This window comes from Streptomyces racemochromogenes, assembly GCF_044129415.1.
Lineage (GTDB): Bacteria > Actinomycetota > Actinomycetes > Streptomycetales > Streptomycetaceae > Streptomyces > Streptomyces racemochromogenes_A.
Map to the genome: position 1 here is coordinate 1 of NZ_JBBDHD010000100.1, position 25961 is coordinate 25961.

The 25961-nt window shown below is 73.7% G+C and carries 23 protein-coding genes; 19 read left to right on the forward strand and 4 right to left on the reverse strand.

All coding sequences use genetic code 11. The features are described from left to right. From WDV06_RS28045 to WDV06_RS28090, 10 genes are all read left to right on the forward strand, one after another. Positions 1-2907, forward strand: a 2907-nt coding sequence (locus WDV06_RS28045) for a type I polyketide synthase (protein WP_395512580.1), incomplete at its 5' end; no start/stop codon positions are given. A 29-nt stretch (positions 2908-2936) separates the two neighbouring features. Then, positions 2937-3713: an arylamine N-acetyltransferase gene (locus tag WDV06_RS28050; RefSeq protein WP_395512581.1), complete on the forward strand. Its 777-nt coding sequence runs from the start codon at positions 2937-2939 to the stop codon at positions 3711-3713. Between the two features lie 86 nt (positions 3714-3799). Continuing rightward, complete coding sequence (locus WDV06_RS28055; RefSeq protein ID WP_395512582.1) at positions 3800-5143, forward strand: NAD(P)/FAD-dependent oxidoreductase; 1344 nt, start codon at positions 3800-3802, stop codon at positions 5141-5143. 7 nt (positions 5144-5150) lie between these two features. Beyond that, complete coding sequence (locus WDV06_RS28060) at positions 5151-6224, forward strand: 3-dehydroquinate synthase family protein (RefSeq protein WP_395512583.1); 1074 nt, start codon at positions 5151-5153, stop codon at positions 6222-6224. Next, on the forward strand, positions 6221-7534 hold the full coding sequence (locus WDV06_RS28065) for a 3-deoxy-7-phosphoheptulonate synthase (RefSeq protein WP_395512584.1): 1314 nt from the start codon (positions 6221-6223) through the stop codon (positions 7532-7534). Before WDV06_RS28060 ends, WDV06_RS28065 begins: the two co-directional genes overlap by 4 nt. Then, a complete protein-coding gene (locus tag WDV06_RS28070; protein WP_395512585.1) occupies positions 7531-8346 on the forward strand; it encodes a shikimate dehydrogenase family protein in 816 nt (271 codons plus the stop codon). The genes WDV06_RS28065 and WDV06_RS28070 overlap by 4 nt, the downstream gene beginning before the upstream one ends. A gap of 132 nt (positions 8347-8478) precedes the next feature. Next, on the forward strand, positions 8479-9639 hold the full coding sequence (locus WDV06_RS28075) for a DegT/DnrJ/EryC1/StrS family aminotransferase (RefSeq protein ID WP_395512586.1): 1161 nt from the start codon (positions 8479-8481) through the stop codon (positions 9637-9639). Further along, positions 9636-10715 (forward strand): Gfo/Idh/MocA family protein, encoded by a 1080-nt coding sequence (locus WDV06_RS28080; RefSeq protein WP_395512587.1) that lies wholly within the window; start codon positions 9636-9638, stop codon positions 10713-10715. The genes WDV06_RS28075 and WDV06_RS28080 overlap by 4 nt, the downstream gene beginning before the upstream one ends. A gap of 76 nt (positions 10716-10791) precedes the next feature. Further along, a complete protein-coding gene (locus WDV06_RS28085; RefSeq protein WP_395512588.1) occupies positions 10792-11484 on the forward strand; it encodes an HAD-IA family hydrolase in 693 nt (230 codons plus the stop codon). 13 nt (positions 11485-11497) lie between these two features. After that, positions 11498-12397 carry an ROK family protein gene (locus WDV06_RS28090; RefSeq protein ID WP_395512589.1) on the forward strand — a complete coding sequence of 300 codons (900 nt, stop codon included), beginning with the start codon at positions 11498-11500 and terminating at the stop codon, positions 12395-12397. 357 nt (positions 12398-12754) lie between these two features. Here the strand turns inward: WDV06_RS28090 and mhpA are convergent, their stop codons facing one another. Next, positions 12755-14371, reverse strand: a complete 1617-nt coding sequence (mhpA, locus tag WDV06_RS28095; protein ID WP_395512590.1) for a bifunctional 3-(3-hydroxy-phenyl)propionate/3-hydroxycinnamic acid hydroxylase MhpA — start codon at positions 14369-14371, stop codon at positions 12755-12757. 237 nt (positions 14372-14608) lie between these two features. Here mhpA and WDV06_RS28100 point away from each other — a divergent pair, with 237 nt between their 5' ends. The 5 genes from WDV06_RS28100 (at position 14609) to WDV06_RS28120 (ending at position 19835) form a co-directional block, all read left to right on the forward strand. Beyond that, positions 14609-15865, forward strand: coding sequence for a cytochrome P450 family protein (locus tag WDV06_RS28100; RefSeq protein WP_395512591.1), 1257 nt, complete (start codon positions 14609-14611; stop codon positions 15863-15865). A gap of 95 nt (positions 15866-15960) precedes the next feature. Continuing rightward, positions 15961-16680, forward strand: coding sequence for a class I SAM-dependent methyltransferase (locus tag WDV06_RS28105; protein WP_395512592.1), 720 nt, complete (start codon positions 15961-15963; stop codon positions 16678-16680). 34 nt (positions 16681-16714) lie between these two features. Beyond that, positions 16715-17512 (forward strand): class I SAM-dependent methyltransferase, encoded by a 798-nt coding sequence (locus WDV06_RS28110; protein WP_395512593.1) that lies wholly within the window; start codon positions 16715-16717, stop codon positions 17510-17512. Between the two features lie 183 nt (positions 17513-17695). After that, complete coding sequence (locus tag WDV06_RS28115; RefSeq protein ID WP_395512594.1) at positions 17696-18496, forward strand: thioesterase II family protein; 801 nt, start codon at positions 17696-17698, stop codon at positions 18494-18496. A gap of 1 nt (position 18497) precedes the next feature. Continuing rightward, entirely contained in the window at positions 18498-19835 is a 1338-nt protein-coding gene (locus WDV06_RS28120) for a cation:proton antiporter (RefSeq protein ID WP_395512595.1), read from the forward strand. Positions 19836-19891: 56 nt separating this feature from the next. Here WDV06_RS28120 and WDV06_RS28125 read toward each other — a convergent pair whose 3' ends face one another. Continuing rightward, positions 19892-21205: a LuxR C-terminal-related transcriptional regulator gene (locus WDV06_RS28125; RefSeq protein WP_395512596.1), complete on the reverse strand. Its 1314-nt coding sequence runs from the start codon at positions 21203-21205 to the stop codon at positions 19892-19894. Between the two features lie 318 nt (positions 21206-21523). Here WDV06_RS28125 and WDV06_RS28130 point away from each other — a divergent pair, with 318 nt between their 5' ends. Then, positions 21524-21970, forward strand: coding sequence for a type II 3-dehydroquinate dehydratase (locus tag WDV06_RS28130; RefSeq protein ID WP_395512597.1), 447 nt, complete (start codon positions 21524-21526; stop codon positions 21968-21970). Positions 21971-22063: 93 nt separating this feature from the next. Here the strand turns inward: WDV06_RS28130 and WDV06_RS28135 are convergent, their stop codons facing one another. Beyond that, entirely contained in the window at positions 22064-22489 is a 426-nt protein-coding gene (locus WDV06_RS28135) for a nuclear transport factor 2 family protein (protein WP_395512598.1), read from the reverse strand. Positions 22490-22593: 104 nt separating this feature from the next. Between WDV06_RS28135 and WDV06_RS28140 the strand changes: the two genes are divergently transcribed. Together WDV06_RS28140 and WDV06_RS28145 are read left to right on the forward strand one after the other, a co-directional pair. Continuing rightward, positions 22594-23163, forward strand: coding sequence for a PadR family transcriptional regulator (locus WDV06_RS28140; RefSeq protein WP_395512599.1), 570 nt, complete (start codon positions 22594-22596; stop codon positions 23161-23163). After that, positions 23150-23941, forward strand: coding sequence for an SGNH/GDSL hydrolase family protein (locus tag WDV06_RS28145; RefSeq protein ID WP_395512600.1), 792 nt, complete (start codon positions 23150-23152; stop codon positions 23939-23941). Before WDV06_RS28140 ends, WDV06_RS28145 begins: the two co-directional genes overlap by 14 nt. 138 nt (positions 23942-24079) lie before the next feature. Here WDV06_RS28145 and WDV06_RS28150 read toward each other — a convergent pair whose 3' ends face one another. Further along, on the reverse strand, positions 24080-24865 hold the full coding sequence (locus tag WDV06_RS28150; RefSeq protein WP_395512601.1) for a VOC family protein: 786 nt from the start codon (positions 24863-24865) through the stop codon (positions 24080-24082). A gap of 177 nt (positions 24866-25042) precedes the next feature. On the opposite strand from WDV06_RS28150, the gene WDV06_RS28155 reads away from it, so the two are divergent. Then, positions 25043-25876 (forward strand): sulfurtransferase, encoded by an 834-nt coding sequence (locus WDV06_RS28155; protein WP_395512602.1) that lies wholly within the window; start codon positions 25043-25045, stop codon positions 25874-25876. Positions 25877-25961: the final 85 nt, after the last annotated feature.

Below are 25961 nucleotides of genomic sequence, written 5' to 3' on the forward strand. Positions count from 1 at the left end.
GCCCAGGGCCACACGGTCTTCGTCGAGGTCAGTGCCCACCCGGTGCTGGTCCAGCCGATCAACGAGACCGTCGACGGCACGGACACCGAGGTCGTGGTGGCCGGCTCCCTGCGCCGTGAGGACGGCGGTGTGCGCCGCCTGCTCACCTCCATGGCCGAGCTGTTCGCCGGGGGAGTGGCCGTGGACTGGGCCGAGGCCCTGCCCGCCACGCCCGGCTCCGCGCGCCCGGACCTCCCGACGTACGCCTTCGACCACCGGCACTTCTGGATCCAGGCCGCCGAACCGGCCACCGACGCGGCCTCGCTGGGCCTCGCCGGTGTCGAACACCCGCTGCTCGGAGCGGTGGTGCAGCTCCCGCAGTCCGACGGGCTTCTCTGCACCTCGCGGCTCTCCCTGCGCACGCACGCCTGGCTCGCCGACCACGCGGTCGACGGAGTCGTCATCGTCCCCGGGACCGGCCTGGTCGAACTGGCCGTACGGGCGGGCGACGAGGCCGGCTGCGAGCTGCTGGAGGAACTCGTCATCGAGGCACCGCTCGTGGTGCCGGCGCAGGGCGGGGTCCAGGTGCAGGTCGCCGTGGGCGGCCCCGGCGAGAACGGTGCGCGCACCGTGGAGATCTACTCCCGCCGCGAGGACGCCGCCGCCGACGGCGACGGCTGGACGCGGCACGCCTCCGGCACGCTGTCGGCAGGCGCCGCCGTGCCGGGCGGTCTGCGCGGCAGCGGGTTCGACTTCGCCGCCTGGCCGCCGGCCGGAGCGGAGCCCGTCGACATCAGCGGCGGCTACGAGGTGATCGCCGGGGTCGGATACGGGTACGGGCCGGCGTTCCGGGCCGTACGGGCGGTGTGGCGGCGCGGCGAGGAGCTCTTCGCCGAGGTCGCCCTGCCCGAGGAGCACCGTGCGGAAGCCGGCCGGTACGGCATCCACCCGGCGCTGCTGGACGCCGCCCTGCACTCCCCGCTGCTGAACGGTGCGGCGCAGCCCCCGTCGGCCGGGGGCGAGGGCCAGGAGCTGCGGCTGCCGTTCGCGTGGAACGGGCTGGCCCTGCACGCCGCCGGGGCTCCGGCGCTGCGCGTCCGCCTCTCCCAGCCGGAGCCCGAGGCACTGGCCCTGGAGGCGGCGGACGAGACCGGCCGGCTGGTGGTGACCCTGGACTCCCTGGTGTCCCGGGTGGTCTCCGCAGAACAGCTGGAGACGGCCGCGGGCACGGCCCGCCCCGCCAACCCGCTGTTCCGGGTCGAGTGGACCGAGCTGCCGCAGACGCAAGGACGCGGGGCCGCCCCGTCGTGGGTGGCGGTGGCCACCGCGGAAGAGGTGGCCACCCTCGCCGACGACGTCATCGAAGGCCGTGCGGCCGCTCCGGCGCTGGCCGTACTGGAGGCCGTCACCGGCGCCGCCCCGCTCCCCGAAGGCGGGGACCCGGTGCTGCACCTGGCCGACCGGGTGCTGGAGGTCGTCCAGTGCTGGCTGGCCGGGGCCGGGCTGGAGGAGTCGCGGCTGCTGGTCCTGACCCGTGGAGCGGTACCCGCCGCCGGCGAGGCGACGGTGACCGACCCGGCCGCCTCGGCGGTATGGGGCCTGGTGCGGGCCGCGCAGGCGGAGAACCCGGACCGGATCGTCCTGCTGGACGGCGACCCCGCCGCGGACGACGGTGCGGAAGGGGTTCTGGAGGCCGTGCTGGCCTGCGGTGAGCCGCAGGTGGCGGTGCGCGGGACGGCCCTGTTCGTGCCGCGCCTGGCCCGCGCGGCAGCGCCGGCGGCGGAGGCCGCCGCGGTCTTCGCGCCGGAGGGCACCGTCCTGGTCTCGGGTGCCGGTTCGCTGGGCGCGCTCGCGGCCCGGCACCTGGTCGCCCGGCACGGCGTACGGCACCTGCTGCTGGCGAGCCGTCGCGGCCCGCAGGCCGAAGGCGTCCGGGAACTCGTCGACGAACTGGGCGAGCAGGGCGCCACCGTGTCCGTGGTCGCCTGCGACCTCTCCGACCGGGAACAGGCAGAAGCACTCCTGGCGTCCGTACCGGCCGAGCACCCGCTCACCGGCGTCGTGCACACCGCGGGCGTCACCGACGACGGGGTGATCGGCATGCTGACCCCCGAGCGGCTGGCCCGGGTGTTCGCGCCGAAGGTGGACGCCGTACGGCACCTGGACGAGCTGACGCGGGGCCTGGACCTGGACGCGTTCGTCGTCTACTCCTCGGTCTCCGCCGTCTTCATGGGCGCCGGCAGCGGCAGTTACGCCGCCGCCAACGCCTTCCTCGACGGCCTGATGGCACACCGGCGGGCCGCCGGCCTGCCGGGCCTCTCCCTGGCCTGGGGCCTGTGGGAGCAGACCGACGGAGGCATGGCGGCCGGCACCGACGACGTCGTCAAGGCCCGGCTCAACCGGCGCGGCGGCCTGATGGCGATGACCCCGGCGGAGGGCATGGAGCTCTTCGACGCCGCCCTCGGATCCGGGCAGGCACAGCTGGTGCCGGCCAAGCTGGACCTGCGGGGCGTCCGGGGCGGGGCCGCGGCGAGCGGCGGCGTACCGCACATGCTGCGCGGACTGGTCAAGGCCGCCCGCCAGCAGGCGCACGCCGGAGCGGGCGCCGAGGAGGGGCGGGGGCTGCCCGAGCGGCTGGCCGCACTGCCCGCCGCCGAACAGCGCAAGGTGCTCCTCGACCTGGTCAGGGCGCAGGTGGCCGCCGTCCTGGGATACAGCGCGAACTACCACTTCGACGCCGACCAGGGGCTGTTCGAGATCGGCTTCGACTCCCTCACCGCCATCGAGCTCCGCAACAGGCTGCGCACCCTCGCGGAACGCAAGCTCTCTCCCAACCTCGTGTTCGACCACCCGACGCCGGGTCTGCTCGCCGGATACCTGCACGAGCTGCTGTGCGGCGCCCAGGCCGCGGGTCCCCTGGCCGTCTGAGGCCCGAAGTCCGAAAGAAGGTCATCGACATGTTCGACGTGGGCAGGTACCTGCGGCGGATCGGCTGTGCCGGGGAAACCGGGGTGGACATCGCCACCCTGCGGAAACTGCACAAGCACCACCTCATGGCGATTCCGTACAACGGCGTCACCGAGAACCACGAAAACGGCGTGAACCTCGTCGACATCGACGAGGACGCCATGTTCGAAACGACCGTCATGAACGGTCAGGGCGGAACCTGTTTCCAGCTGAACCGCCTGTTCTTCCGCCTGCTGCGCGCACTCGGATACGAGGTCACGCTGATGGCGGCCCGGACCGCCGAAGGGGCCGAGGCATTCGCGCTCGATGTCGAGCACATGTTCAGTCGCGTCACGCTGGACGGGCAGGAATGGCTGGTGGACGTTGGATATCCTGGGCCTTCCTACATCGAGCCGCTGCTGGTCACCGACGCGGTACAGACGCAGTACCGGTGCCAGTACCGGCTGGTCGACCGCGGGAACGAGATCGCCCTCCAGCGCCGCGGAGCCGTCACCCGGTGGAGCGTCGTCTACACCTTCACGATGGAATCCCGCCAGTGGAGCGACTGGAAGGAAATGGAGGACCTCCTCCGGGAGATCCTGGCGGCGGAAAGGCCGCGGGACGGCCGCGAAATCCTGTGCGGCCGGAGTTTCGAGAACGGCCAGGCCGTACTCAAGGGGCGCCGTCATCTGACGGTCCGTGACGGCCGCGAGCAGGCCCGCACCATCACGGACGACAACGAGCACCGGGCGCTGATCCACAGCATCCTCGCCGGGGAAACCGGCTGATTCGCCCCCTCGTCCGCCACTTTCAGCCACCGCCGCGAGGCCATACCTCGCGGGCGCGTCAGCAAAAGAATCCGAAGGGAAATGTGATGGCAAACGACACGACCGACGTGATCGTGATCGGCGGAGGACCGGCCGGCGCCGTCAGCGCCACGGTGCTCGCCCGGCAGGGGCACGACGTGGTGCTGCTCGAACGCGACGAGTTCCCCCGCTTCCACATAGGCGAGTCCCTGCTGCCCTACATGATGGGCATGTTCGACCAGATCGGCCTGCGCGAGGCCGTCGAGGCCCAGGGCTACGTCCCCAAGTTCGGCGGCGAGTTCATCGACCCGACCGAGAAGAAGTTCTTCGAGGGCGTCTTCCGCGCCGACTTCACCAAGCAGGGCGACGGCCGCTACTCCAGCGCCTTCCAGGTCGAGCGCGCCCGCTTCGACAAGATGCTCACCGAGCAGGCCGCCGCCGCCGGCGCACGGGTCCTCTTCGGGGCGAACGTCAACGACCTGCTCATGGAGGGCGACCGCATGGTCGGCGTCCGCTACGAGCGCGAGGGCGAGCAGCACGAGGTCCGCTCGAAGTACGTCATCGACGCCAGCGGCCGCGCCGGCCGGATCGCCAACCGCTTCGGCCTGCGCAAGACGCTGGAGAAGCTCCGCATGGTCGCCGTGTTCCGGCACTACGCCGGGCTCGACGAGAGCCACAACCTGGGCGTCGAGGGCGACATCCAGGTCGGCGCCCACGACGACGGCTGGGTGTGGGCGATCCCGCTCTCCAAGGACGCCATCAGCGTCGGCACGGTCATGCCCCGCGACGTCCTGCGCGGCTCGACCCCCGAGAAGGCGTTCGAGGAGCACGTGAGCCGCATCCCGCGGATCACCGCCCGCCTCACCGGCACCCACCCCACCAGCGACCTCCGCGTCGAGACCGACTACTGCTACCACTCCGACACGGTCACCGGCCCCGGCTGGGTCATGGTCGGCGACGCCGGCTGCTTCGGCGACCCGATGTTCTCCGGCGGCGTCCTGGTGGCCACGGCCACCGCCGTCCGCGCCGCCGAGACGATCGGCGCCGCCCTCGACGACCCGGCCGCCGAGGACCACCTGATCGACCGGTACGCGAGCTTCTTCAAGACCGGCTACGACACCTACATCCGGCTCATCCACGCCTACTACGACGGCGAACTGGTCGCCGTGGCGGCGGACGCCGCCCGCTCCACGGACCGCGACACCCTGGAGAAGTACCTCGTCCGCCTCATCGGCGGCGACTTCTGGAGCGAGCACAACCCGGTCGCCCAGGAGATGCGCAAGCGCACCGAGTGGGACACGTTCGCGCCGTTCAAGCGGGTCTTCGGCTGCCCCGCCTACCCGCACCTGGACGAGGCCGACCGCAAGGAGCGGGCCGAGTCCCGGGTCCGCAGGGCGACGGCGGGCAAGTAGGCGGACCATGGCTTCCATTCCTCTGCGCCTCAGAGACCATTCGTACGAGGTACTCATCGGCCCGGGCGTGCGCGCGTCGCTCGCCGAGACCGTCCAACGGCTGGGCGCCAGACGGGCCGTCGTCGTGTCGGCCCGCCCGGAGGAATGGGTGCCCGACACCGGGGTGGACACCCTGCTGCTGCCGGCCCGGGACGGCGAGCGGGACAAGACCCTCAGCACGGTGGAGGCGTTGTGCGGCGAGTTCGTACGCTTCGGGCTCACCCGGTCCGACGTCGTCGTCTCCTGCGGCGGCGGAACCACCACCGACGTGGTCGGACTCGCGGCCGCGCTCTACCACCGCGGCGTCCCGGTCGTCCACCTGCCCACCACGCTGCTCGCCCAGGTCGACGCCAGCGTCGGAGGGAAGACAGCGGTGAACCTGCCCGCCGGCAAGAACCTCGTCGGCGCCTACTGGCAGCCCAGCGCCGTGCTGTGCGACACCGACTACCTCTCCACCCTGCCCATCCGGGAGGTACTCAACGGCCTCGGCGAGATCGCCCGCTGCCACTTCATCGGCGCCGGTGACCTGCGGGGGCTGTCGCTGCCGGAGCAGATCACCGCCAGCGTCACCCTCAAGGCCGGCATCGTGGAGCGGGACGAACGGGACGCCGGACCACGGCACCTGCTCAACTACGGTCACACGCTGGGCCACGCGCTGGAACGGGCCACGGACTTCGCGCTGCGCCACGGCGAGGCCGTCGCCATCGGCACGGTCTTCGCGGGCCGCCTCGCCGGGGCCCTCGGCCGCATCGGCGAGGAGCGGGTGCGCGAGCACCAGGAGGTCGTCGGGTCCTACGGCCTTCCCACGGCCCTGCCCGAAGGGCCCGCCACCGAGACGCTCGTACGGCTGATGCGGCACGACAAGAAGGCCCTCACCGGCCTCACGTTCGTGCTGGACGGGCCGAACGGCGCGGAACTGGTGGACGACGTACCGCACGGGCTGGTCGCGGACGTCCTGGAGCGGATGCCCCGGGCGGGCCTGGCCGACCTGGTCGGCGAGGCCGTGCCCGGAGCCTCCTCGAACGATGCGGTGCTCACATGACGCGCACGATGCAGTGGCCGGCCGCCCCCCACGCCCCGGTCGCTCCCGACGCCCCGGCAGGCACCGCCCCGCCCCCGGACGCGGCGCTGGCCACCCGCCTGGAGGCGGCGCTGGCCAGACCGGCCGCACAGCAGCCCGTCTGGCCGGACCCGCGGCTGGCCCGGGAGGTACGGGAACGGCTGTCGCGGGCCGAGCCGATCGTGACGCGGGCCGAGACGGCACGGCTGAGCGGAGGGCTCGCCGCGGTCGCCCGCGGCGAGGCCTTCCTCGTCCAGGGCGGCGACTGCGCCGAAACCTTCGCCGCCAACACCGAAGCCCACGTACGGGCCAACCTGCGCAGCCTCGCCGACATGGCCGCGGTCCTCGGCCGCCGCACCGGACTGCCCGTCGTCAAGATCGCCCGAATGGCCGGCCAGTACGCCAAACCCCGCTCCCAGAGCGTCGACGCGCAGGGCCTGCCCGTCTACCGCGGCGACATGATCAACTCGGCGGAACCCACCCCGGCGGCCCGCACCCCCGACCCCGGCCGGATGCTGCGGGCCCACGCCCACGCGGCGGGCGCGATGGACCTGGTCCGCGCGTTCTGCGCGGAAACGGCGGCGGACGCGGGCGGCGGCGAGATCCACGTCAGCCACGAGGCGCTCCTCCTCGACTACGAGCGCTCCCTGCTGCGGGCCGACACCAGCGGGCCCGCGCCCCGGCTGTCCAGCGCGCTGGGCCACTTCCTGTGGATCGGGGAGCGCACCCGCCGGCTCGACGGCGCCCACATCGCCTTCGCGGAACTCCTCTCCAACCCGATCGGCCTCAAGATCGGCCCGGGTACCACCCCGGAGGCGGCCGCCGCCTACGTGCGGCGGCTCGACCCGCACCGCGAACCCGGCCGGCTGACCCTGGTCAGCCGCATGGGACACGACCGGATCCGCCAGGTCCTGCCGGCCATCGTCGAGGAGGTCACCGCCTCCGGCCACCGGGTGGTGTGGCAGTGCGACCCGATGCACGGCAACACCCACACCTCGGCCAACGGCTACAAGACCCGCGACGTCCGGCACATAGCCGACGAGATCGCCGGGTTCTTCGAAGTCCACCGGCGCCTGGGAACCCATCCCGGCGGCATTCACATCGAAATGACGGGTGAGGACGTCACCGAATGCGTCGGCGGCTCCCGCGGAATCACGGAAGCCGATCTCCCCACCCGTTACCGCACGGCCTGCGATCCCCGCCTCAACGCGGAACAGGCGCACGAAATCGCCACCCTGACCGCGGAATGGGCGGCCGCAGCGGTCACCGGCGCCGGGGCGGTGGCGCGATGACGGGACACCCCGCCGCCGGCATCCCCGTCACCGGCGCCACCCGGCTGTACGCCGTCCTGGGCGACCCCGTCGCCCAGGTCCGGGCGCCGGCCCTGATGAACCCGGTCTTCGCGGAGCTGGGCATCGACGCCGTCCTCGTCCCGGTGCACGCCCGGCCGGAACACCTCGAACGGGTCGTCCGCGGCCTCCAACGTGTCGAGAACCTCGACGGCATGTTCGTCACGGTGCCCCACAAGACGGCCGTGTGCCGGCTCGCCGACCGCCGCGGCCCGACCGCGGAGGTCGTCGGCAGCGCCAACGTGCTGCGCCGGGAGCCCGACGGCAGCTGGCTGGCCGAGAACTTCGACGGCTCGGGCTTCGTGTCCGGCCTGGTCGGCGCCGGCCACGACCCGCGGGGCAGGAGGGTCACGCTCGTCGGGACCGGCGGCGCCGGCAGCGCCGTCGGCGCCGCCCTGCTGGCGGCCGGCGCCGCCCGGCTCTCCCTGTACGACGCGGACACCGCGAAACGGGACGCCCTCGCCGCCCGCCTCGACGCGCACTGGCCCGGAAGGGTCCGCGCCCTGCCCGGACCGCACCCGGCCGACGCCGACATCGCCGTCAACGCGACCCCCCTGGGCATGCGCCCCGACGACCCCCTCCCGTTCCCCCTGGAGGCCCTGCCCGCGGGCGCGCTCGTGGCGGACGTCGTCATGAAGCCCCACGAGACGCGGCTCCTGCGCGAAGCCGCCGCACAGGGCCACCCCGTCCATCACGGGATTCACATGCTAGAGGGCCAACTGAATTCATATCGAGCGTTCTTCGATTTGAAGTGAAATCCCCCGAGAACTACCGGACCGAGGGATGCGGAGCAGCGTTCCGAGACCTACGTTGGACCGGTAATCCAGCCTATTTCGACGCCCGCTCCGCATCTCGCGTCGAGCCATATCCATTTCCTCTGGAGAAACATGAACGCGCGACAGGCACCGGAATTCCCCCAGTGGCCCCAGTACGACGACGACGAGCGGGAAGGCCTCATCCGCGCCCTTGAACAGGGCCAGTGGTGGCGCATGGGCGGCAGCGAGGTCGACTCCTTCGAGCGGGAGTTCGCCGAGCACCACGGCGCCCCCCACGCCCTCGCCGTCACCAACGGCACCCACGCCCTCGAACTCGCCCTCCAGGTCCTCGGCGTCGGCCCGGGCTCCGAGGTCATCGTCCCCGCCTTCACGTTCATCTCGTCCTCCCAGGCCGCGCAGCGCCTCGGCGCCGTCGCCGTCCCCGTCGACGTCGACGAGCACACCTTCAACATCGACGTGGCCCGGGCCGCCGACGCCGTGACCCCGCGCACCCGGGCGATCATGCCGGTGCACATGGCCGGTTTCCTCGCCGACATGGACGCCCTCGACAAGCTCTCCGCCGACACCGGCGTCCCCCTGGTCCAGGACGCCGCGCACGCCCACGGCGCCCGCTGGCAGGGCAAGCGCGTCGGCGAGCTCGGCTCGGTCGCCGCGTTCAGCTTCCAGAACGGCAAGCTGATGACCGCGGGCGAGGGCGGCGCCGTCCTCTTCCCCGACGCGGAGATGTACGAGAACGCCTTCCTGCGCCACAGCTGCGGACGGCCGAAGACCGACCGCCGCTACCTCCATTCCATCGCCGGCTCCAACCTGCGCCTCAACGAGTTCTCGGCGTCGGTCCTGCGCGCCCAGCTGCGCCGCCTCGACGGGCAGATCGCCACCCGCCACCAGCGCTGGGAGCTGCTCTCCGGCCTGCTCGACTCCATCGACGGCGTGGTCCCGCAGCGCGGCGACGAGCGCACCGACGTCCCCTCGCACTACATGGCGATGTTCCGGGTGCCCGGCATCTCCGAGGAGAAGCGCAACGCCGTCGTCGACCGCCTGGTGGAGATCGGCGTCCCGGCGTTCGCGGGCTTCCGCGCGATCTACCGCACCGACGCCTTCTGGGAGATCGGCGCGCCCGACACCACCCCCGAGGAGCTCGCCCGGCGCTGCCCCCACGCGGACGCCCTCAGCCAGGACTGCATCTGGCTGCACCACCGCGTGCTGCTCGCGAGCGAAGGGGACATCCGGCGCACGGCCGAGATCATCGCCGACGTCGTGGGCGCCGCATGAGCGTCCGGGTCGCCGTCGTCGGCCTCGGCTGGGCGGGCCGCGAGCTGTGGCTGCCCCTGCTGAGCGAGCACGCCGACTTCGAGGTGGTGGCGGTCGTCGACACCCGGCCGGAGGCCCGTGAAGCCTTCGGCGGGGTGGCGGGCCTGCCCGTCTACTCGACGGTCGAGGCGCTGAGCCCCCGCTCGGTCGACCTCGCCGTCGTCGCCGTCCCCAACTTCCTGCACGCCGAGGTGGCCGCGACCCTGCTCGGCCGGGGCGTCTCCGTCTTCCTGGAGAAGCCGGTCTGCCTGACCTCCGCCGAGGCCGACGCCCTGGCCGCCGCCGAACGCGGCGGCGGCGCCATGCTGCTGGCCGGCAGCGCGGCCCCGTACCGCGCCGACGTCGGCGCCCTCGCGGACGAGCTGCCCGGCCTCGGCCGCATCCGCCACGTCGACCTGGCCTGGGTGCGGGCCCGCGGGGTCCCGCAGGCCGGCGGCTGGTTCACCCAGCGCAGCAAGGCCGGCGGCGGGGTCCTGCTCGACCTGGGCTGGCACCTGCTCGACACCCTCGCCTCCCTGCTCGGCCCGGCCCGCTTCGCGCAGGTCGTCGGCGTCACGGCGAACGACTTCGTCAACGCCGGCTCCTGGAGCGCGGCATGGCGCCACGACCGGCCCGCCGCGGCGGCGGCCGGCGACGTCGAGGACACCGCCCGCGGATTCCTCGTACGCGACGACGGGATCTCCGTCTCGCTGCACGCCAGCTGGGCCTCGCACGAGGCACGGGACGTGACCCGCATCCAGGTGGTGGGCGGCGAGGGCACCGCCGAGCTCAGGTGCACCTTCGGCTTCAGCCCCAACCGGCGGCGCTCCGAGCTGACCCTCACCCGCGAAGGCACCACCACCTCGGTGCCGGTGCCCGACGAGCCGATCGGCAACGAGTACCGGCGCCAGCTGGACCGCCTGGCCGCCGTCCTCGCCGACCCCCGCAACCGGGGCCGGGCCATCGGGGAGGCCCGGACGACGGTCGGCGTCATCGAGGACTTCTACGCGTCGGCCCTGTCCGCACGCACCCGCGACGCCGTCCCCGCCTACCGGTAGGCGACGGCGCGACCGGCGGCCGACCCGGCCGCACCACCGGTCCCACAGGACCAGCACACCCACGGGATGGCATCACGTGACACTTTCAACGGTAGGAACAGCGGCGACGGACACCCTCCCGGCGGTCCGGCGCGCCGTGATCTTCGACCTCGACGGGGTCATCGTCGACAGCTTCGCGGTGATGGAGGAGGCGTTCGCCATCGCCTACCGGGAGGTCGTCGGCGAGGGCGAGGCGCCCTTCGAGGAGTACCGGCGCCACCAGGGCCGCTACTTCCCCGACATCATGCGGATCATGGGCCTTCCGCTGGAGATGGAGGAGCCCTTCGTCCGCGAGAGCTACCGGCTCGCCCCCCAGGTGCCGGTCTTCGACGGCATCAGCGAGCTCCTGCTGACCCTGCGCGCCCGCGGGTTCAAGCTGGCGGTGGCCACCGGCAAGGCGGGGAAGCGGGCCCGCTCCCTGCTCGACGAACTGGGCCTGCTGTCCTTCTTCGACCACGTCATCGGCTCGGACGAGGTCGCCCGCCCCAAGCCCGCCCCCGACATAGTGGAGCACGCCCTCGCGCTGCTGGGGCTGTCGCCGGAGGAGGCCGTGATGGTCGGCGACGCGCCGACCGACATCGCCAGCGCCCACGGCGCCGGGGTGGCCTCGGTCGCCGCGCTGTGGGCGGAGGTGGACGACGAGGACGCCCTGCTGGCCTCCGGACCGGGCACCGTCCTGCACCGCCCCGCCGAACTGCTGGCCCTGTGCCCGGCCGTGCCGCGCGTCTGAGGGACACCACGGCATGCGGCAGGCACATCACCTCGGTGTCGACATCGGGGGCACCAAGGTCGCCTTCCGGGCGGAGGCCGACGGGCGGTGCGTCGACGAGTCCTCCTTCCGCTGGGACCCGCGGCACAGCGCCGCCCGGGACCTGGAACGGCTCGCCCGCCACGTGGACGGGCTGCGCGGGAGGCTCGCCGGGCCGCTGCGCGCGGTGGGCGTCGCGATGCCCGGCACGGTCGGGCCGGACGGCCGGGTCGTCGCCTGGCCCAGCCGGCCCGAGTGGAACGGCCTCGACCTGGCCGGGGCGCTGCGCGCGCTGTTCCCGGGAGCGGCCACCGCCTGGGCCGACGACGGCGACCTCGGCGCCCTCGCCGAGGCCCGGGAGTCCGGCTGCGAGGACCTCCTCTACCTCGGGGTCGGCACCGGCGTCGGCGGCGGGTTCGTCCTGCGGGGCGGGCTCTGCCCCGGCCCGGACCGCGGCTCCTTCGAGCTCGGGCACGTGATCGTCGACTTGGACGGCTCCCGCTGCGTCTGCGGCCGCCGCGGCTGCCTCCAGGCCGTCGCCTCGGGGCCGGCCACCCTCGACCGTGCGGCCCTGCTGCGCGGGGCGCCCGTCGCCTTCGAGGAACTGGTGCGGGCGCTGGACGAGGGGGAGCCCTGGGCCGTCACCGCCGTCGACCGGACCTGCGCGGCCCTGGCCGCCGCCGTGTCAGGGGTCCAGGAACTGCTCCACCCCCGGCTCGTCGTGGTCGGCGGCGGATTCGCGGCCGGCGTCCCCGGGATCGTCACCGGCGTCTGCGCCCACCTCGCCGCCCTCGCCCGCCCGGGCCAGACCCCGCTGCCGGTACGGCCGGCGGCCCTCGGCGGCCTCTCCTCCCTCCGCGGCGCCCTGGCCCTGGCCCGACTGACAACCCCCTGACTCCCCGCCACCTCCGCCCCCACCGCCCGGCCGCGAAACACAGCCGGGCCCCTGACGGCCCGGGTACGTCAGAGTCCGGGTACCCGTCGTCCCGGGCCCTGACGGCCCGGCCCCTGACGGCCCGGGCGCCCGATGGTCCGGCCCCTGACGGTTCGGGCATCCGGCGGCCCGGGCATCCGATGGTCCGGGCCCCGGCGGTCCGGGTGCCTGACGGTCCCGGCACCCGGTGGCCCGGGCGCGTGGGGGGCCGGGCATCTGACGGTGCCGGTATCCGACGGGCTGGGTGGCCCGGACGGGTGGATGTGGCGGAACGGGCCGGGTGGGGGCCGTCGTATGCGGGTGGGGTCGGGGGAGCCGTCAGCGGGGGGTGCCCGCCGGGACCGCGGCGCGCAGGGCGGTCCGGAGGTCGTCGACCAGGGACGCGGCACCCTCCGGGCCGGCCGCGGCGCCGAAGACGTGGTAGTCCGGGCGGACCAGCAGCGACGTCGCCCCGAACCGCGCCAGGTACGGCCCGTAGACCCCGTCCAGGTCCGCCACGCCGTCCCCCTGCGCCTCCCGGCCGGGCGGCAGCAGCCGCACCACCCGGGCGTCCAGCTCCGCCAGGAAGGCGAGCCGCTCCGCGTCGAGCCCCGTGTGCGCGTCGTCCGTGGTCAGCAGGACGAAGCTGCGGCCGACCACCTCGTCGAACAGCCCCTCCGGACCGCCCGGCCGCGCCACCCGCCCCTGCGGTACGACGGCACCCGCGGGCTCCTGCGCCTCCTGCGTCCCGGACCGCCGCCGCAGCAGCCCGCCCGTCAGCGGCTTCGCCGGCTCCGGCCGGCCCGCCGGCCGGCCCCGCCGGTTGGCCAGGACGGTGGCGTCCCGCTCCGCGGCGGCCGCCGGATCCGTCACGCAGATCACCCGGCCCAGCTGCACCGACGCCAGGATCGCCTCCCTGGCCTGCGCCCGCCGCTCCTCCGCGTAGGTGTCCAGCAGGGACTCGGGGGCCACGCCGCGCAGCGTGAGGTCCAGTTTCCAGGCCAGGTTGACGACGTCGCGGATGCCCGAGCACATGCCCTGGCCGGCGAACGGCGGCATGAGGTGCGCCGCGTCGCCGGCCAGCAGGACGTGCCCCACCCGCCAGCGGTCGGCCCAGCGGGCCTGGAAGATGTAGGTGGTGCTGCGCAGCAGCGTCGCCGTCGCCGGGGTGACCCCGAAGGGCGCCAGCAGCCGCCAGACCGTCTCGTCCCGGCCCAGCTCGGCGGCGCTCTCGCCGGGCAGCCGCATGAACTCCCAGCGCCGCCTCCCCGGTCCGCTCGCCACCACGGTCGTGGGCCGCGCCGGGTCACAGATCTGCACGTTGGTCGGGGTGAACGCGCGGGGCTCGTGCAGCTCGACGTCGCAGAGCAGCCACTCGTACGAGAACCCGAGGTCGGTGACGGGGACGTCCAGGTGCTCGCGGACGAAGCTGTTGGCGCCGTCGCAGCCGACCACCCACCGCGCGGAGAAGACCCGCGTCTCGTCGTCGCCGGTGGTGGCCGTCACCTCCACCCGGTCCTCGCCGTCGGCGATCCCCACGACCTCGTGGCCGCGCAGCACCGTGACCCCGTCGAGTGCCTCCGCCTCGGCGGCGATCAGCTCCTCCAGCGCCGGCTGGTGCATCGTGTTGGCGTCCGGCCAGCCGTACGGTCCGGCGTCGGTGAACTCGATGTCCAGCAGCACCGCACCGGCGGCGGTCTGCCACTGGTAGCCGTTGGCCGGCTCCGTCACCCGGCCCAGCCGCGGGCCGATGCCCGTGGCGGCCAGCAGCCGGGCGGTCTCCCCGTCGAAGCTGGTGGCGCGCGGCAGCCGGTACGGCCTGGGCCGGCGTTCGAGGACCGTCACCCGCCAGCCCCGCCGGGCCAGCAGCACCGACAGGGTGGCGCCGACGGGGCCGTTGCCCACGACGACGACGTCCGTGTCCGTCGCATTCGAGTACGTGTCGTGCGTTCTCATGTCGGCCTCGGTCCCCACTCGGAAATTCCGCCCCTGAAAAATCGCCAGAAGAGTATTTCGCCGGTACAGGCGTGTCAAAGGATCCGCAAAGGACTATCAGGTCGAGGGATGCGGACTCGGACAACCCCTCCATAACCTGCGGGAGCCGGTTCGGCTGCGGTCAGGGGCGCGCTGCGAAATCCGGTCCGCCGTTTTTCTTTAGGTCCGCTTTTTCTCCGACCCAGAAGGGCAAGACCCATGACCACCACCACCGGGACCCAGGCCGATCCCGTCGAGCTGCTCTCGCCGCACCTGATCGCCGACCCGTTCGGCGAGTACGCCCGGCTGCGCGAGCAGGCGCCGGTCCTCACCGGCACCCTGATGGGCGGCCCGCCGATGTGGCTGGTCAGCCGCTACGCCGACGTGCGCCGACTGCTCACGGACCCGCGGTTCGTCAACAACCCGGCGTCGGTGCCCGGGGCCGCCCCGCGCGACCGCTTCACCATCATGAAGAAGCTCAACATCCCCACGGACCTGGTCGACTACCTCGCGGACAAGATCTTCGAGATCGACGGCGCCGACCACCGCCGGCTGCGCAAGCTGGCCTCCCGGGCCTTCACCGCACGCCGCGTGGCCGGACTGCGCCCCCGCATCGAGGAGATCACGGCCGCGCTGCTCGACCGCATGGAGGAGGCGGGCCGCGACGGCACCCCCGTCGACCTGATGGAGGCCTTCAGCTACCCGCTGCCCATCACCGTCATCTGCGAGCTGATCGGGATCGACGAGGCGGACCGCCCCCAGTGGCACGACTGGGGCAGCGTCCTGTCAACCCCCATGGCGCACGTCGAACGGCTCCCCGCCGTCTTCCGCGACAGCATCGGACAGCTGCTCGACATCATCGCGCGCCGCCGCGCCGAGCCGCGCGACGACCTGATCAGCGCGTTCATCCAGGCCCAGGAGGACGACGGCGACCGCCTCTCCGACCGCGAGATGGTCTCCCTCGTCTTCACCATGGTGATCGCCGGCCACGAGACGACGACGTACCTGCTCGGCAACGCGGTCCTCGCCCTGCTGGAGGACCGGGACCAGCTCGCGCTGCTCCGCGAGGACCCGTCCCGCTGGACGCAGGCGGTCAACGAGCTCATGCGCCTGGGCCCCGCCCAGTTCGGCCAGCCCCGCTACCCCGTCGAGGACGTCGAACTGGGCGGCGTGACCATCCCCAAGGGCGACCCGATCGTCCCGCTGCTCCTGTCCGGCAACACCGACCCGCGCAAGTACGAGGACCCGCTCCGCCTCGACGTCACCCGCGACACCGGCCACGCCCACCTCGGCTTCGGGCAGGGCGCCCACTACTGCCTCGGCGCCCCGCTGGCCCTCCTGGAGGCGGAGGTCGCGCTCAACGCGCTGTTCACCCGGTTCCCCGGCCTGTCGCTGGCCGTGGCCCGCGAGGAGGTCCCCTGGACGCTCCGCCCCGGCTTCACCCGGGCCGAACGGATCCCGCTGACGCTCGGCTGAACGCCCGCCCGCCCCGACGCGGACCTATCAGACCGGGGGATGCCCGGCCGGCAACGCCTGTCCTACGCTCATCGAACCAGTCGCTGGAGACTCACGTGACCGAACAGAAGTACACGCTGCGCAACGTCACCCTGCAGAACCTCAACCTGGAAGCCGTGTACGAGGGCTACCGCGAGGACACCCCCGAAGCGCTGCCCACCCCGTGGGACATCGGCCGGGCCCAGTCGGCGCTGGTGGCGCTGGAGGAGGCCGGCCAGATCAAGGGCGAGGTGATCGACGTCGGTTGCGGCCTCGGCGACAACGCCATCTTCCTCGCCTCGCGCGGCTACCGCACCACCGGCGTCGACGGGTCGGCGAACGCCATCGACGAATGCCGCCGCCGGGCCGCCGCCCAGGGACTCGACGTACAGTTCGCCGTCGCCGACGCCGCCGCCCTGGACGGCTTCGACGACCGCTTCGACACCGTCGTGGACAGCGCCCTCTACCACTGCCTGACCGAGGAGAACCAGCAGCGCTACGTCGCCACCCTGCACCGCGCCACCCGGCCCGGCGCGCGGCTGCACCTCTTCTGCTTCGCCAAGGAACTGCCCTCCGCCTTCCCCGTACTGCAGCGGATCAGCGAGCAGAACCTCCGCGAGACCGTCGGCCGGTTCTGGGACATCACCTCCATCAAGCCGGCCCTCTACGACACCTCGCTCACCCCCGAGATCCTCACCCGCCTGACGGGCAAGCCCGCCTCCCCCGACCTGGAGCTCGACGAGCAGGGCCAGATCCTGTCGCAGGTCTGGCAGCTCACCGCCGAACGCATCGACTGACCGGTGTGTCGGCCCTGTTGAAAGGATTGAGTCGATGACCGAAACCCACGCCTGGAAGGCGGAGGATTTCGCGCAGGTGAACGCGCCGCACGTCAAGACGGCGCTGGCCGCCCTCTCCCTCACGGGTGAGGCCCTGGAGCGGGGCGGGGCGTTCGCCGAGATCGGCTGCGGTACCGGAGAGGTCGCGCGGTTCGTCGCGGAGCGGGGGTTCGAGGTCTGGGCCACCGACGCGTCGCAGTCCATGGTGGAGGCCACCCGCACGCTGTGCGAGGGCCTGCCCGTGGAGGCCGAGGTCTGCCCGGCCGAGCAACTGGATTTCCCGGAGGAGCGGTTCAGCGTCATCCACTCCTCCTGGGTGCTGCACTGGGTCACCGAGATCGACGGACCGCTGCGGCGGATGGCCCGCGGCCTGCGCCCCGGCGGGCACGTCGTCCTCCAGTGGACCGGTGCCCACCCGCGGGGGGAGGGCCCCGGGATGTTCGGGATCCTGCGGGAGATCGCGGGCAGCCCGAAGTGGAAGGACCTGCTCGCCGAGGCGCAGCCGGGGTCGTACGAGTACCCGGCCGAGGAAGTGGCCGCGGTGCTCCGGGAGGCGGGCCTCGAACTCGTGCACTACGAGCCCGAACTGCCCCACCCGTTCAGCGCGAAGAAGACCATGGCCGACCTGCCCGAGATGCGCGAGCGGTACAAGCTGGCCGGCTTCGCCACCCAGGCCGCGGCGCTGGGAGACCGCGGCGACGAGTTCGTGGAGGAGGTGCTGACGGCCATGATCCGGGCGGGGAAGACCGACCCTCACCACGCGCGGATCGTCGCCCGCCGCCCGGCCGCCTGAGCCACGGGCCCGTCGCCGTCAGCGGCGACGGGCCCGACTCCGCGCATCCCTCCGCGGGTTACGGCATTTCGATTCCCGGTACGAGGGAGTCGGCCTATCAGGTCGGGGGATGCCCGGGCGCGGACGCCCGCCCTACGCTTTTGAGGGACAATGCAAGGCTATTCCTGAAGGGAATTCCCGGTCGTGCCTCAACCAGCGGAACAATTCACGAAATGGGTCCGCAGATCCCATCCGGCACCGCAGGCGAGGACCCGCCTGGTGTGCCTGCCGCACGCCGGCGGCTCGGCGAGCTTCTACTTCCCGGTGTCCCGGGCGCTCGCGCCCTCGGTGGAGGTGCTGGCCGTCCAGTACCCCGGCCGCCAGGACCGGCGCCACGAACCGAACATCCCCGACCTGCACGTCATGGCGGACCGCATCTTCGACGCGGTCCGGCACCTCGACGACAAGCCCCTGGCGCTGTTCGGGCACAGCATGGGTGCCGTCCTCGCCTACGAGGTGGCGCTGCGCATGCAGGACGCCGGACTCCCCGCGCCCGCACGGGTCTTCACCTCCGGCCGGCGCGCCCCCTCCTGCGTGCGGGACGAGCGGATCCACGCGGCGACGGACCAGCAGCTCGTCGCCGAGCTCCGAAAGCTCAGCGGCACCGACAGCACCATGCTGACGGACCCCGAACTGCTGGAAATGATCATGCCCGCCATCCGCAGCGACTACCGCGCGGTCGAGACGTACGCACACGACCCCGGCCGGAAGCTCGACTGCCCGGTGACCGTGCTCACCGGGGACAGCGACCCCCGTGTCACGGTCGGCGAAGCGGCGGCCTGGGAGCACCACACCTCCGGCCCGACCGACCTCCACGTCTACCCGGGGGGCCACTTCTACCTCGCCGAGCCGCGCGAGAGCGTACGGGTGATCGAACTCCTGCGGGAGCTGCTGGCGGGGCAGGGCGCCGACGCACCCGCCCGGGGCCGAGCGGTGGTGGCGTGAGATGGTCCTGAGCGCGGCACCCGTACCCACCATCGCCCAGCACTCCCTGCTGGTGCTCCTGCTCCAGCTGGCCCTGCTGCTCCTCCTGGCCCTGGCACTCGGGCAGTTGGCGGCGCGCTTCAAGATGCCGGCGATCGTCGGCGAGCTGTTCGCGGGGGTCCTCGTCGGCCCCTCGGTCCTCGGTCACCTGCTGCCCGGTTTCTCCGCGTGGCTGCTGCCGAAGCAGCCCGAGCAGATGCACCTCCTGGACGCCGTAGGCCAGTTGGGCGTCCTGCTGCTCGTCGGGGTCACCGGCATGGAGCTGAAGTTCGACCTCGTCAAGCGGCGGGGGGCCACAGCGGTCCGGGTGAGCCTCGCCGGGCTGCTGCTGCCCCTGGGCCTCGGTGTCGCCACGGGCTTCCTGCTGCCCGTCTCGCTCCTGCCGGACGGCACCGACCAGACCGTGTTCGCCCTGTTCCTCGGCGTGGCCCTGTGCGTCAGCGCGATCCCGGTGATCGCGAAGACGCTGATGGACATGAACCTGCTGCACCGCGAGGTCGGTCAGCTCACCCTCGCCTCGGGCGTGATCGACGACGTCATCGGCTGGTTCCTGCTCTCCATCGTCTCGGCGATGGCCACGGCCGGCCTGACCACCGGCAAGATCGCCACCTCCCTGCTCCACCCCGTGGGCGTGGTGCTCGTCGCGCTCCTGGCGGGCCGGCCCCTGGTACGGCTCGCCCTGCGCGCGGCCAACCGCTCGCCGCAGGCCGGGCCGACCGTCGCCGTGGCGGCCCTGAGCGTCCTGCTCGGGTCGGCGGGCACCCACGCGCTGGGCCTGGAGGCCGTCTTCGGCGCCTTCGTCGCCGGCGTGCTCGTCAGCACCAGCGGCGAGCTGGACCCGGAGAAACTGGCCCCGCTGCGCACCACGGTGCTGGCCTTCCTCGCGCCGGTCTACTTCGCCACCGCCGGGCTGCGGATGGACCTCACCGCACTGGTCCGGCCCGCCGTCCTGCTGACGGCCGTCGCCGTGCTGGCCGTGGCCATCCTCGGCAAGTTCGTCGGCGCGTACGTCGGCGCGAAGCTGAGCGGGCTCAACCGGTGGGAGGCCCTCGCGCTCGGCGCCGGCATGAACTCCCGCGGGGTGATCGAGGTGATCGTGGCGATGGTGGGCCTGCGGCTCGGCATCCTCGGCGCCGAGACGTACACCGTCATCGTCCTCGTCGCCATCGTCACCTCCCTCATGGCGCCGCCCATCCTCCGCGCCGCCATGGCGCGGGTCGAGGAGACGGCGGAGAGCCGGATGGGCCTGGGCGGTGGCGGGGAGCGCGATCCGGCGCCCTCGCCCGCCGCGAGGGTCTGAGGTTCTGGCGCCGTCCCCGGGGGATCCGCTCCGGCGGGACGGCGTCATACCGGGCGTCAGCCGGCGTTCGCCAGCTCGGGCGCCGCGGCCGGTACGCGGCTCCACGTGCGCGTCAGTTCCACCCGGGACGCCACGTTCATCTTGCGGAAGATCTTCTTGAGGTGGAAGGCCACGGTGTGCCCCGAGATGAACAGGTGCTCGCCCACCTGGGAGTTGGTGAACCCCTGGCTGACCAGTTCGGCCACCGCCGCCTCCGTGACCGTCAGGGAGCCGGTACTCGCCCCGTCCTGGCCGCCGTACTGCGGATAGCGGCCGCGCCGCACCCCGAGGGAACGGAGCCTGCTGACGACCCTGCGCGCATCGCGCGGGGCGGCCGAGTTCGCGTACCCGTCCACCGCCCGCTCCAGCACCTCCACGGCCCGGTCCCGCTCCCGGTCCACCTCGGAGAGCAGGTTCCCCGCGTCCTCGTAGGCGGAGGCGCCGGCCCACAGGTCCAGGTGCGACCGTGCGGCGGCGATGAGCCGCTCGGGGTCCTCCGCCAGCAGCCCGTCGGCGTGCATCCCCGCCGCCTCGACCGACCGGAGCCCCCCGTTGCGCTCGGCCAGCCGCGCCGCCTCGGCGCCCGCCCGCCGGGCGAGGGCCTCGTCGCCCAGGTTCCGCCCGGCCCGGACGAGCCAGGAGGCGGCGGCGGGCTGCGAGGACAGCAGGTCCAGGAGGAGCTGGTCGTCCGTGATGATGCCGACGACGAGGTGCTCGGCGGACTTCGCGCCGCCCTGCACCTCCAGGTACTGGGCCGCCGCCCAGGCGCACTGGCTGGGCCGGTCGGCCGTCCGGCCGAGGAGGGCGTCCTCGCGCAACTGGTTGACGAAGTCCAGGCTGGTGCTCATGTCGCCCCGCCGCAGCGCGCTGAGCGCCAGGACGGTGTGCGCCTCGGGGAGCAGGCAGGCGAGGTCGGCCTCCTGGGCCTTGAGCACCCCCCTGCCCGCCAGGTCGGCGGCCGAGCCGACGTCGCCCCGGGTGAACGCGAGGTCCGCCGTGCAGGTCAGCGAGGCCGCCACCAGTCCGTCGGGGTGGGCGGCGGTGGCCGCCAGCTCGGTTATGCCGGCGAGCACCCGCGCCCCGGAGGCGAGTTCACGGATCCTGACCAGCAGCGCGGAATGCCAGACCATGGCCGGCCCCGTACATGCGCCGGGGCAGGAGGACTGCCGGCGGGCGGCCGCGGCGGCCAGCCGTACGGCCTCCTCCAGATCGCCGCGCGACCAGGCCGAAAACGACAGTTCGGCCAGCCTCACCGTCTCGCAGGATCCGCTCTCGCAGGTGCGCAGGACGGAGAGGACCGGTGGCAGGAAGCGAGTCACGGAATCGGGCATTACGTCTCCTGTCATCGGATCATCCGTCGCGCCACGTCCACCGTTCGTACGAATGGTGGAGGCCCGGCTCATGATTCAGTACCGGTCCGGCCGGCGAACGGGATTTCAGCCCAGCTTCGAGTGCCGGTCGAGACGGCGCCGGTGCCCCGAAGCGTGATCATTCGTGAGGTGTCCGAACGGATCGGACGAGCAGTCAAGTCGTTCCCCGGCCATCCTCAGTCGCGGCCGGGACTATCAGCCCTGATGATGGCGCGCGGCCCGGCCCCCCGGTCAGCATGGGGACGACCCGGTCCCCCAGCCACAGCGAGGTGTTGTCCCGTGAGCGTCGTGCTTCTCCTGAACGGTCCGAACCTGGGCGTTCTGGGCCGCCGCGAGCCGGAGATATACGGCACCGACACGCTGGCCGACATCGAGGCGGCCGTCGCCGAGGAGGTGGGCGCGCGGGGCTGGGAGGTCCGCTCCGTCCAGAGCGACTGCGAGGGCGAGCTCGTCCGCGCGGTCCACCACCACTGCGACACCACCGTCGGCGCCATCGTGAACCCGGGCGCCCTGATGATCGCCGGCTGGAGCCTGCGCGACGCGCTGGCGAGCTACACCCCGCCCTGGATCGAGGTCCACCTCAGCAACGTCTGGGCCCGCGAGCGCTTCCGCCACGAATCGGTGATCGCCCCCCTGGCCGCCGGCGTCATCGCCGGCCTGGGCTCCTACGGCTACCGCCTGGCCGCCCGCTCCCTCCTCCACCTCGCGGCCCGCGAGCCGGCCTAGGCCGGCCCTCCCGGCCCCGCCCGGCCCGCGCCGGCCGTGTCCCCCGATGCCGGCCCGGCGTCGGACCAGCCCCCGGGCGGAGCCGGCGGGCGCTCAGGCGGGGCCGGGGGCGAGCCCGTCCTCGACCAGTCCGGCGAGGACGGCCTGGCCCAGGGCGTGCACGGCGGACTGGGGGCGGACCATCACGGTGAACTCCTTGATCCGGCCCTCCCCGTCGAACTGGAGCAGGTCGATCCCGTGGATCTGCCGGCCCGCCACCAGCGCCCGGAACGGCAGCACCACCGACGGGGCGGCCTCCCCGTCCGCGCTCGTCTCGGCCTCCCCCTCCAGCCGGCCCAGGTAGCGCAGGTCCTCGAAGGTCCGCAGCAGGACCCCGAAGAGGCCCAGGACCATCGCCTTGCCCTCGAACGGTACGAACTTCACCGGGCTGTAGAGGCGGACGTCGTCCGTGAACAGAGCGTCCAGCGCGGCGAGATCGCGCTTCTCCACGGCGGTGCGGAAGCGTTCGGCAGTCTCCATGACCCCTCCTGGAATCCTCGGAAACGCGACTACTCAACAATCTGACTAGTCACTTTCTTGAGTATGATGCCGAGGCGTACGAGGAATGGGAAGGGGGACCGGACATGGCACTGCGCCACGCGGTCCTGGCGGCGCTGCTCGACGACGAGTACAGCGGATACCAGCTGGCCAAGGCCTTCGACATCAGCGTCGCCAACTTCTGGCACGCCCTGCCCCAGCAGCTGTACGCCGAGCTGGCCCGGCTGGAGGCGGACGGACTGGTCGCGGGCCGGGAGGTGGTCCAGGAGAGCCGGCCCAACAAGCGCCTCTTCCGGGTCACCGACGCCGGCCGCGCCGAGCTGGAGCGGTTCGCCGAGGCCGCGTCCAAGCCCTCGTCCATCCGCGACGACCTGCTCGTCAAGGTGCAGACCGCCGACCGCATCGGCACCGGCCCGGTCATCGAGCAGCTGGAACGGCGGGCGGCCGCGGCCGGGGCCAAGCTCGAACTCCTCGGAAAGCTCCTGGACGACATGCGCGGCGACCTGGACGAGGCCGAGTACCTCCTGCACGGCGAACGGGTCGGGCGCTACCTGACCTGCCTGCGCGGCATCGCCTTCGAACGGGAGCACCGGGACTGGTGCCTGCGGGCCGCGGACGTCCTGCGGGAAAGGCGGCGGTCCCATGCCGAACGGTGAACCCCTGCGCTACGTCGCCCTGGGCGACAGCCAGACCGAGGGGCTCGGGGACGGGGACGACACGGCGGGCCTGCGCGGCTTCGCCGACCGGCTCGCCGAGCACCTCGCGGCCGCCCACCCCGGCCTGCTCTACGCCAACCTGGCCGTCCGCGGCCGCCTCGCCGGGCAGGTCCGCGCCGGACAGCTGGGGCCGGCCCTGGAGCTGCGGCCCGACGTGGCCACCGTCGTGGCCGGCGTCAACGACCTGCTCCGGCCGCGGTTCGACGCCGCCGCGGTGGCCGGGGAACTGGAGGCCGTGTTCGCCGCGCTGACCGCCGCCGGGGCCCGGGTGGCGACCGCGACCTTCCCCGACGTGGGCCGGATCGCGCCGATGGCCCGGCCGCTGCGCCCCCGCGTGGAGGAGCTCAACGCCCGCGTCCGCGCCGCCGCGGCGCGCCACGGCGTCGTGGTCGCCGAGACGGCCCGGGCGCCCGTCGCGACCGACCCGCGGATGTGGAGCACCGACCGGCTCCACGCGAGCCCCCTCGGCCACGCCCGGATCGCCGCCGCCCTGGCCGAGGCCCTGGCCCTGCCGGGCAGCGACGACGCCTGGCGGCGCCCCCTGCCGCCCCGGCCGCCCCGTAGCGCCGCCCGGGCGGTGGCGGCGGAGGTGGGCTGGGCGGCCGGCTTCCTCGGCCCGTGGCTCGGCCGGCGGTTGCGGGGCACCTCCTCCGGCGACGGCCGCACCGCCAAGCGCCCCCACCCGCTGCCGCTCGGCCCGGCGCCGTCCGGCCCGTGACCGCCGGACGGCCCACTGCTGTGACGGGTTCACCGCCCCGCGACGCCCGGCAGGCACACCCCTCCGGCCACAGCACCGGGCCGTCCCTTCCGGATCTTGCCGGGCGGCGCGGACCCGGCAAGATCCGGAAGGGACGCCCTAGTCCTGCCCGGCCGAGCGCACCAGGGCGAACACCGCGCCCTCCGGGTCCGCCACCAGGGCCAGCCGGCCCCGGATGCGGTCCCGGGGCGGGCTCAGCACCCGGCCGCCCAGTCCGGTGACCCGGGCCGCCGCCGCGTCCGTGTCGCGGACCTCGAAGTAGGTCATCCAGTGCGGCCCCCGGTCGTGCGGCAGCGACCGGCCCACCCCGTGGACCGCGGCCACCGGCCGGCCGGCCAGCCGCAGGGTCAGGTAGTCGAAGTCGGCCGAGGCCGCCGGGTGCCGCTCGGCCTCGTGGCCGAAGACGTGCTCGTAGAACTTGCCGACCGTCGAGGTGTCCTGGGTGACCAGCTCGTTCCACACCGGTGTCCCCGGCACCCCGTAGCGCCGCCCGTGCTCCGAGTCCTGCCAGATCCCGAAGATCGCCCCCAGCGGGTCGGAGCAGATCGCCACCCGCCCCTCGGCCCCGGCGTCCATCGGGCCCACCGCCACCGTGCCGCCGCAGGAGCGGATCGCCTCGGCCGCGCAGTCGGCGTCGTCCGTGGCGAAGTACGTGGTCCAGGCGACCGGGAGGTGCCGGTCCGGCGGCATCTCGCCGATCCCCGCCACCTCCTCCCCGTCGAGGACGGCCCGGACGCCCGGGCCGAGCTGCGCGGGTCCCGGCTCGTACTCCCAGCCGAACAGGTCGGCGTAGAAGTCCTCGGTCCTCCCGAGGCCGTGCACCATCAGGCTCACCCAGCACGGTGTGCCGGACGGCCGCCGCGAAGCCCCCGCTGCCTCGGTCATGTCAGCAGTCTCCTCCGTCGTGTCCCGAATGACGCCGCTGATGCTTCCACTCCGCGGGGCGCCGCGCGCCCCGACCGGGCCGGACGGTACGGCGGCTGACGGAGATGACCGAATCACTGCGGCCCGTCGATGTCCGGCTTGTTACACGGCCGTGGGCGCGGGGAGGAAGATGGGCCCATGACTGCGATTCTCTCGGCCTCCGCCCTGATGGACGAGCTGGCCGCCGCCCGGCCGCCCGTGCTCCTGGACGTGCGCTGGCAGCTGGGCGGACCCGACCAGCGCCCCGCCTACGAGGCAGGGCACCTGCCGGGCGCCGTGTACGTCGACCTCGACCGCGAACTGGCAGGCCCGCCCGGGTCCGGTGGCCGCCACCCGCTGCCCGACCCGGAGGACTTCGGCGCCGTGATGCGCCGCGCCGGGGTGCGGGCGGACGAACCGGTGGTCGTGTACGACGGCGGCCAGGGCTGGGCGGCCGCCCGCGCCTGGTGGCTGCTGCGCTGGACGGGTCACCCGAACGTGCGAGTCCTGGACGGGGGCCTGGCCGCGTGGACGGCGGCGGGCGGCCCGGTGACCGCCGACGCGCCCACTCCGGTCGAGGGTGATTTCAAGCCAAACCCGGGGCCCTCCGGCCTGCTGGAGGCCGACGACGCGGCCGCCCTGGCCCGTACAGGGCTGCTCCTGGACGCCCGGGCGGGGGAGCGCTACCGGGGCGAGGTCGAGCCCATCGACCCGGTCGGCGGCCACATCCCGGGCGCGGTGTCGGCACCGACCACCGACAACGTGGGCCCCGACGGGCTGTTCCTGCCGGCGGAGACCCTGCGGGCCCGGTTCACCGCGCTGGGCGCCACACCGGACACCGAGGTGGGCGTGTACTGCGGTTCCGGGGTCTCCGGGGCGCACGAGGTCCTCGCGCTGGAGGTGGCGGGCATCCCGGCCGCCCTCTACGCGGGCAGCTGGTCGCACTGGTCCTCGGACCCGCGGCGCCCCGTGGCCACCGGCCCCAACCCCTGACGGGTCCGCGTCGGGGGGGGGGGGGGGGGGGGGGGGGGGGGGGGGGGGGGGGGGGGGGGGGGGGGGGGGGGGGGGGGGGGGGGGG

What these genes read in the sequence shown, in the direction of transcription:
- WDV06_RS28120 (WP_395512595.1), top strand. Translation starts at nt 18,498, where the DNA reads ATGGTCCTGAGCGCGGCACCCGTACCCACCATCGCCCAGCACTCCCTG.
- WDV06_RS28060 (WP_395512583.1), top strand. Translation starts at nt 5,151, where the DNA reads ATGGCTTCCATTCCTCTGCGCCTCAGAGACCATTCGTACGAGGTACTC.
- WDV06_RS28100 (WP_395512591.1), top strand. Translation starts at nt 14,609, where the DNA reads ATGACCACCACCACCGGGACCCAGGCCGATCCCGTCGAGCTGCTCTCG.
- WDV06_RS28070 (WP_395512585.1), top strand. Translation starts at nt 7,531, where the DNA reads ATGACGGGACACCCCGCCGCCGGCATCCCCGTCACCGGCGCCACCCGG.
- WDV06_RS28145 (WP_395512600.1), top strand. Translation starts at nt 23,150, where the DNA reads ATGCCGAACGGTGAACCCCTGCGCTACGTCGCCCTGGGCGACAGCCAG.
- mhpA (WP_395512590.1), bottom strand. Translation starts at nt 14,371, where the DNA reads ATGAGAACGCACGACACGTACTCGAATGCGACGGACACGGACGTCGTC.
- WDV06_RS28080 (WP_395512587.1), top strand. Translation starts at nt 9,636, where the DNA reads ATGAGCGTCCGGGTCGCCGTCGTCGGCCTCGGCTGGGCGGGCCGCGAG.
- WDV06_RS28150 (WP_395512601.1), bottom strand. Translation starts at nt 24,865, where the DNA reads ATGACCGAGGCAGCGGGGGCTTCGCGGCGGCCGTCCGGCACACCGTGC.
- WDV06_RS28075 (WP_395512586.1), top strand. Translation starts at nt 8,479, where the DNA reads ATGAACGCGCGACAGGCACCGGAATTCCCCCAGTGGCCCCAGTACGAC.
- WDV06_RS28065 (WP_395512584.1), top strand. Translation starts at nt 6,221, where the DNA reads ATGACGCGCACGATGCAGTGGCCGGCCGCCCCCCACGCCCCGGTCGCT.
- WDV06_RS28125 (WP_395512596.1), bottom strand. Translation starts at nt 21,205, where the DNA reads ATGCCCGATTCCGTGACTCGCTTCCTGCCACCGGTCCTCTCCGTCCTG.
- WDV06_RS28055 (WP_395512582.1), top strand. Translation starts at nt 3,800, where the DNA reads ATGGCAAACGACACGACCGACGTGATCGTGATCGGCGGAGGACCGGCC.
- WDV06_RS28140 (WP_395512599.1), top strand. Translation starts at nt 22,594, where the DNA reads ATGGCACTGCGCCACGCGGTCCTGGCGGCGCTGCTCGACGACGAGTAC.
- WDV06_RS28135 (WP_395512598.1), bottom strand. Translation starts at nt 22,489, where the DNA reads ATGGAGACTGCCGAACGCTTCCGCACCGCCGTGGAGAAGCGCGATCTC.
- WDV06_RS28090 (WP_395512589.1), top strand. Translation starts at nt 11,498, where the DNA reads ATGCGGCAGGCACATCACCTCGGTGTCGACATCGGGGGCACCAAGGTC.
- WDV06_RS28155 (WP_395512602.1), top strand. Translation starts at nt 25,043, where the DNA reads ATGACTGCGATTCTCTCGGCCTCCGCCCTGATGGACGAGCTGGCCGCC.
- WDV06_RS28110 (WP_395512593.1), top strand. Translation starts at nt 16,715, where the DNA reads ATGACCGAAACCCACGCCTGGAAGGCGGAGGATTTCGCGCAGGTGAAC.
- WDV06_RS28050 (WP_395512581.1), top strand. Translation starts at nt 2,937, where the DNA reads ATGTTCGACGTGGGCAGGTACCTGCGGCGGATCGGCTGTGCCGGGGAA.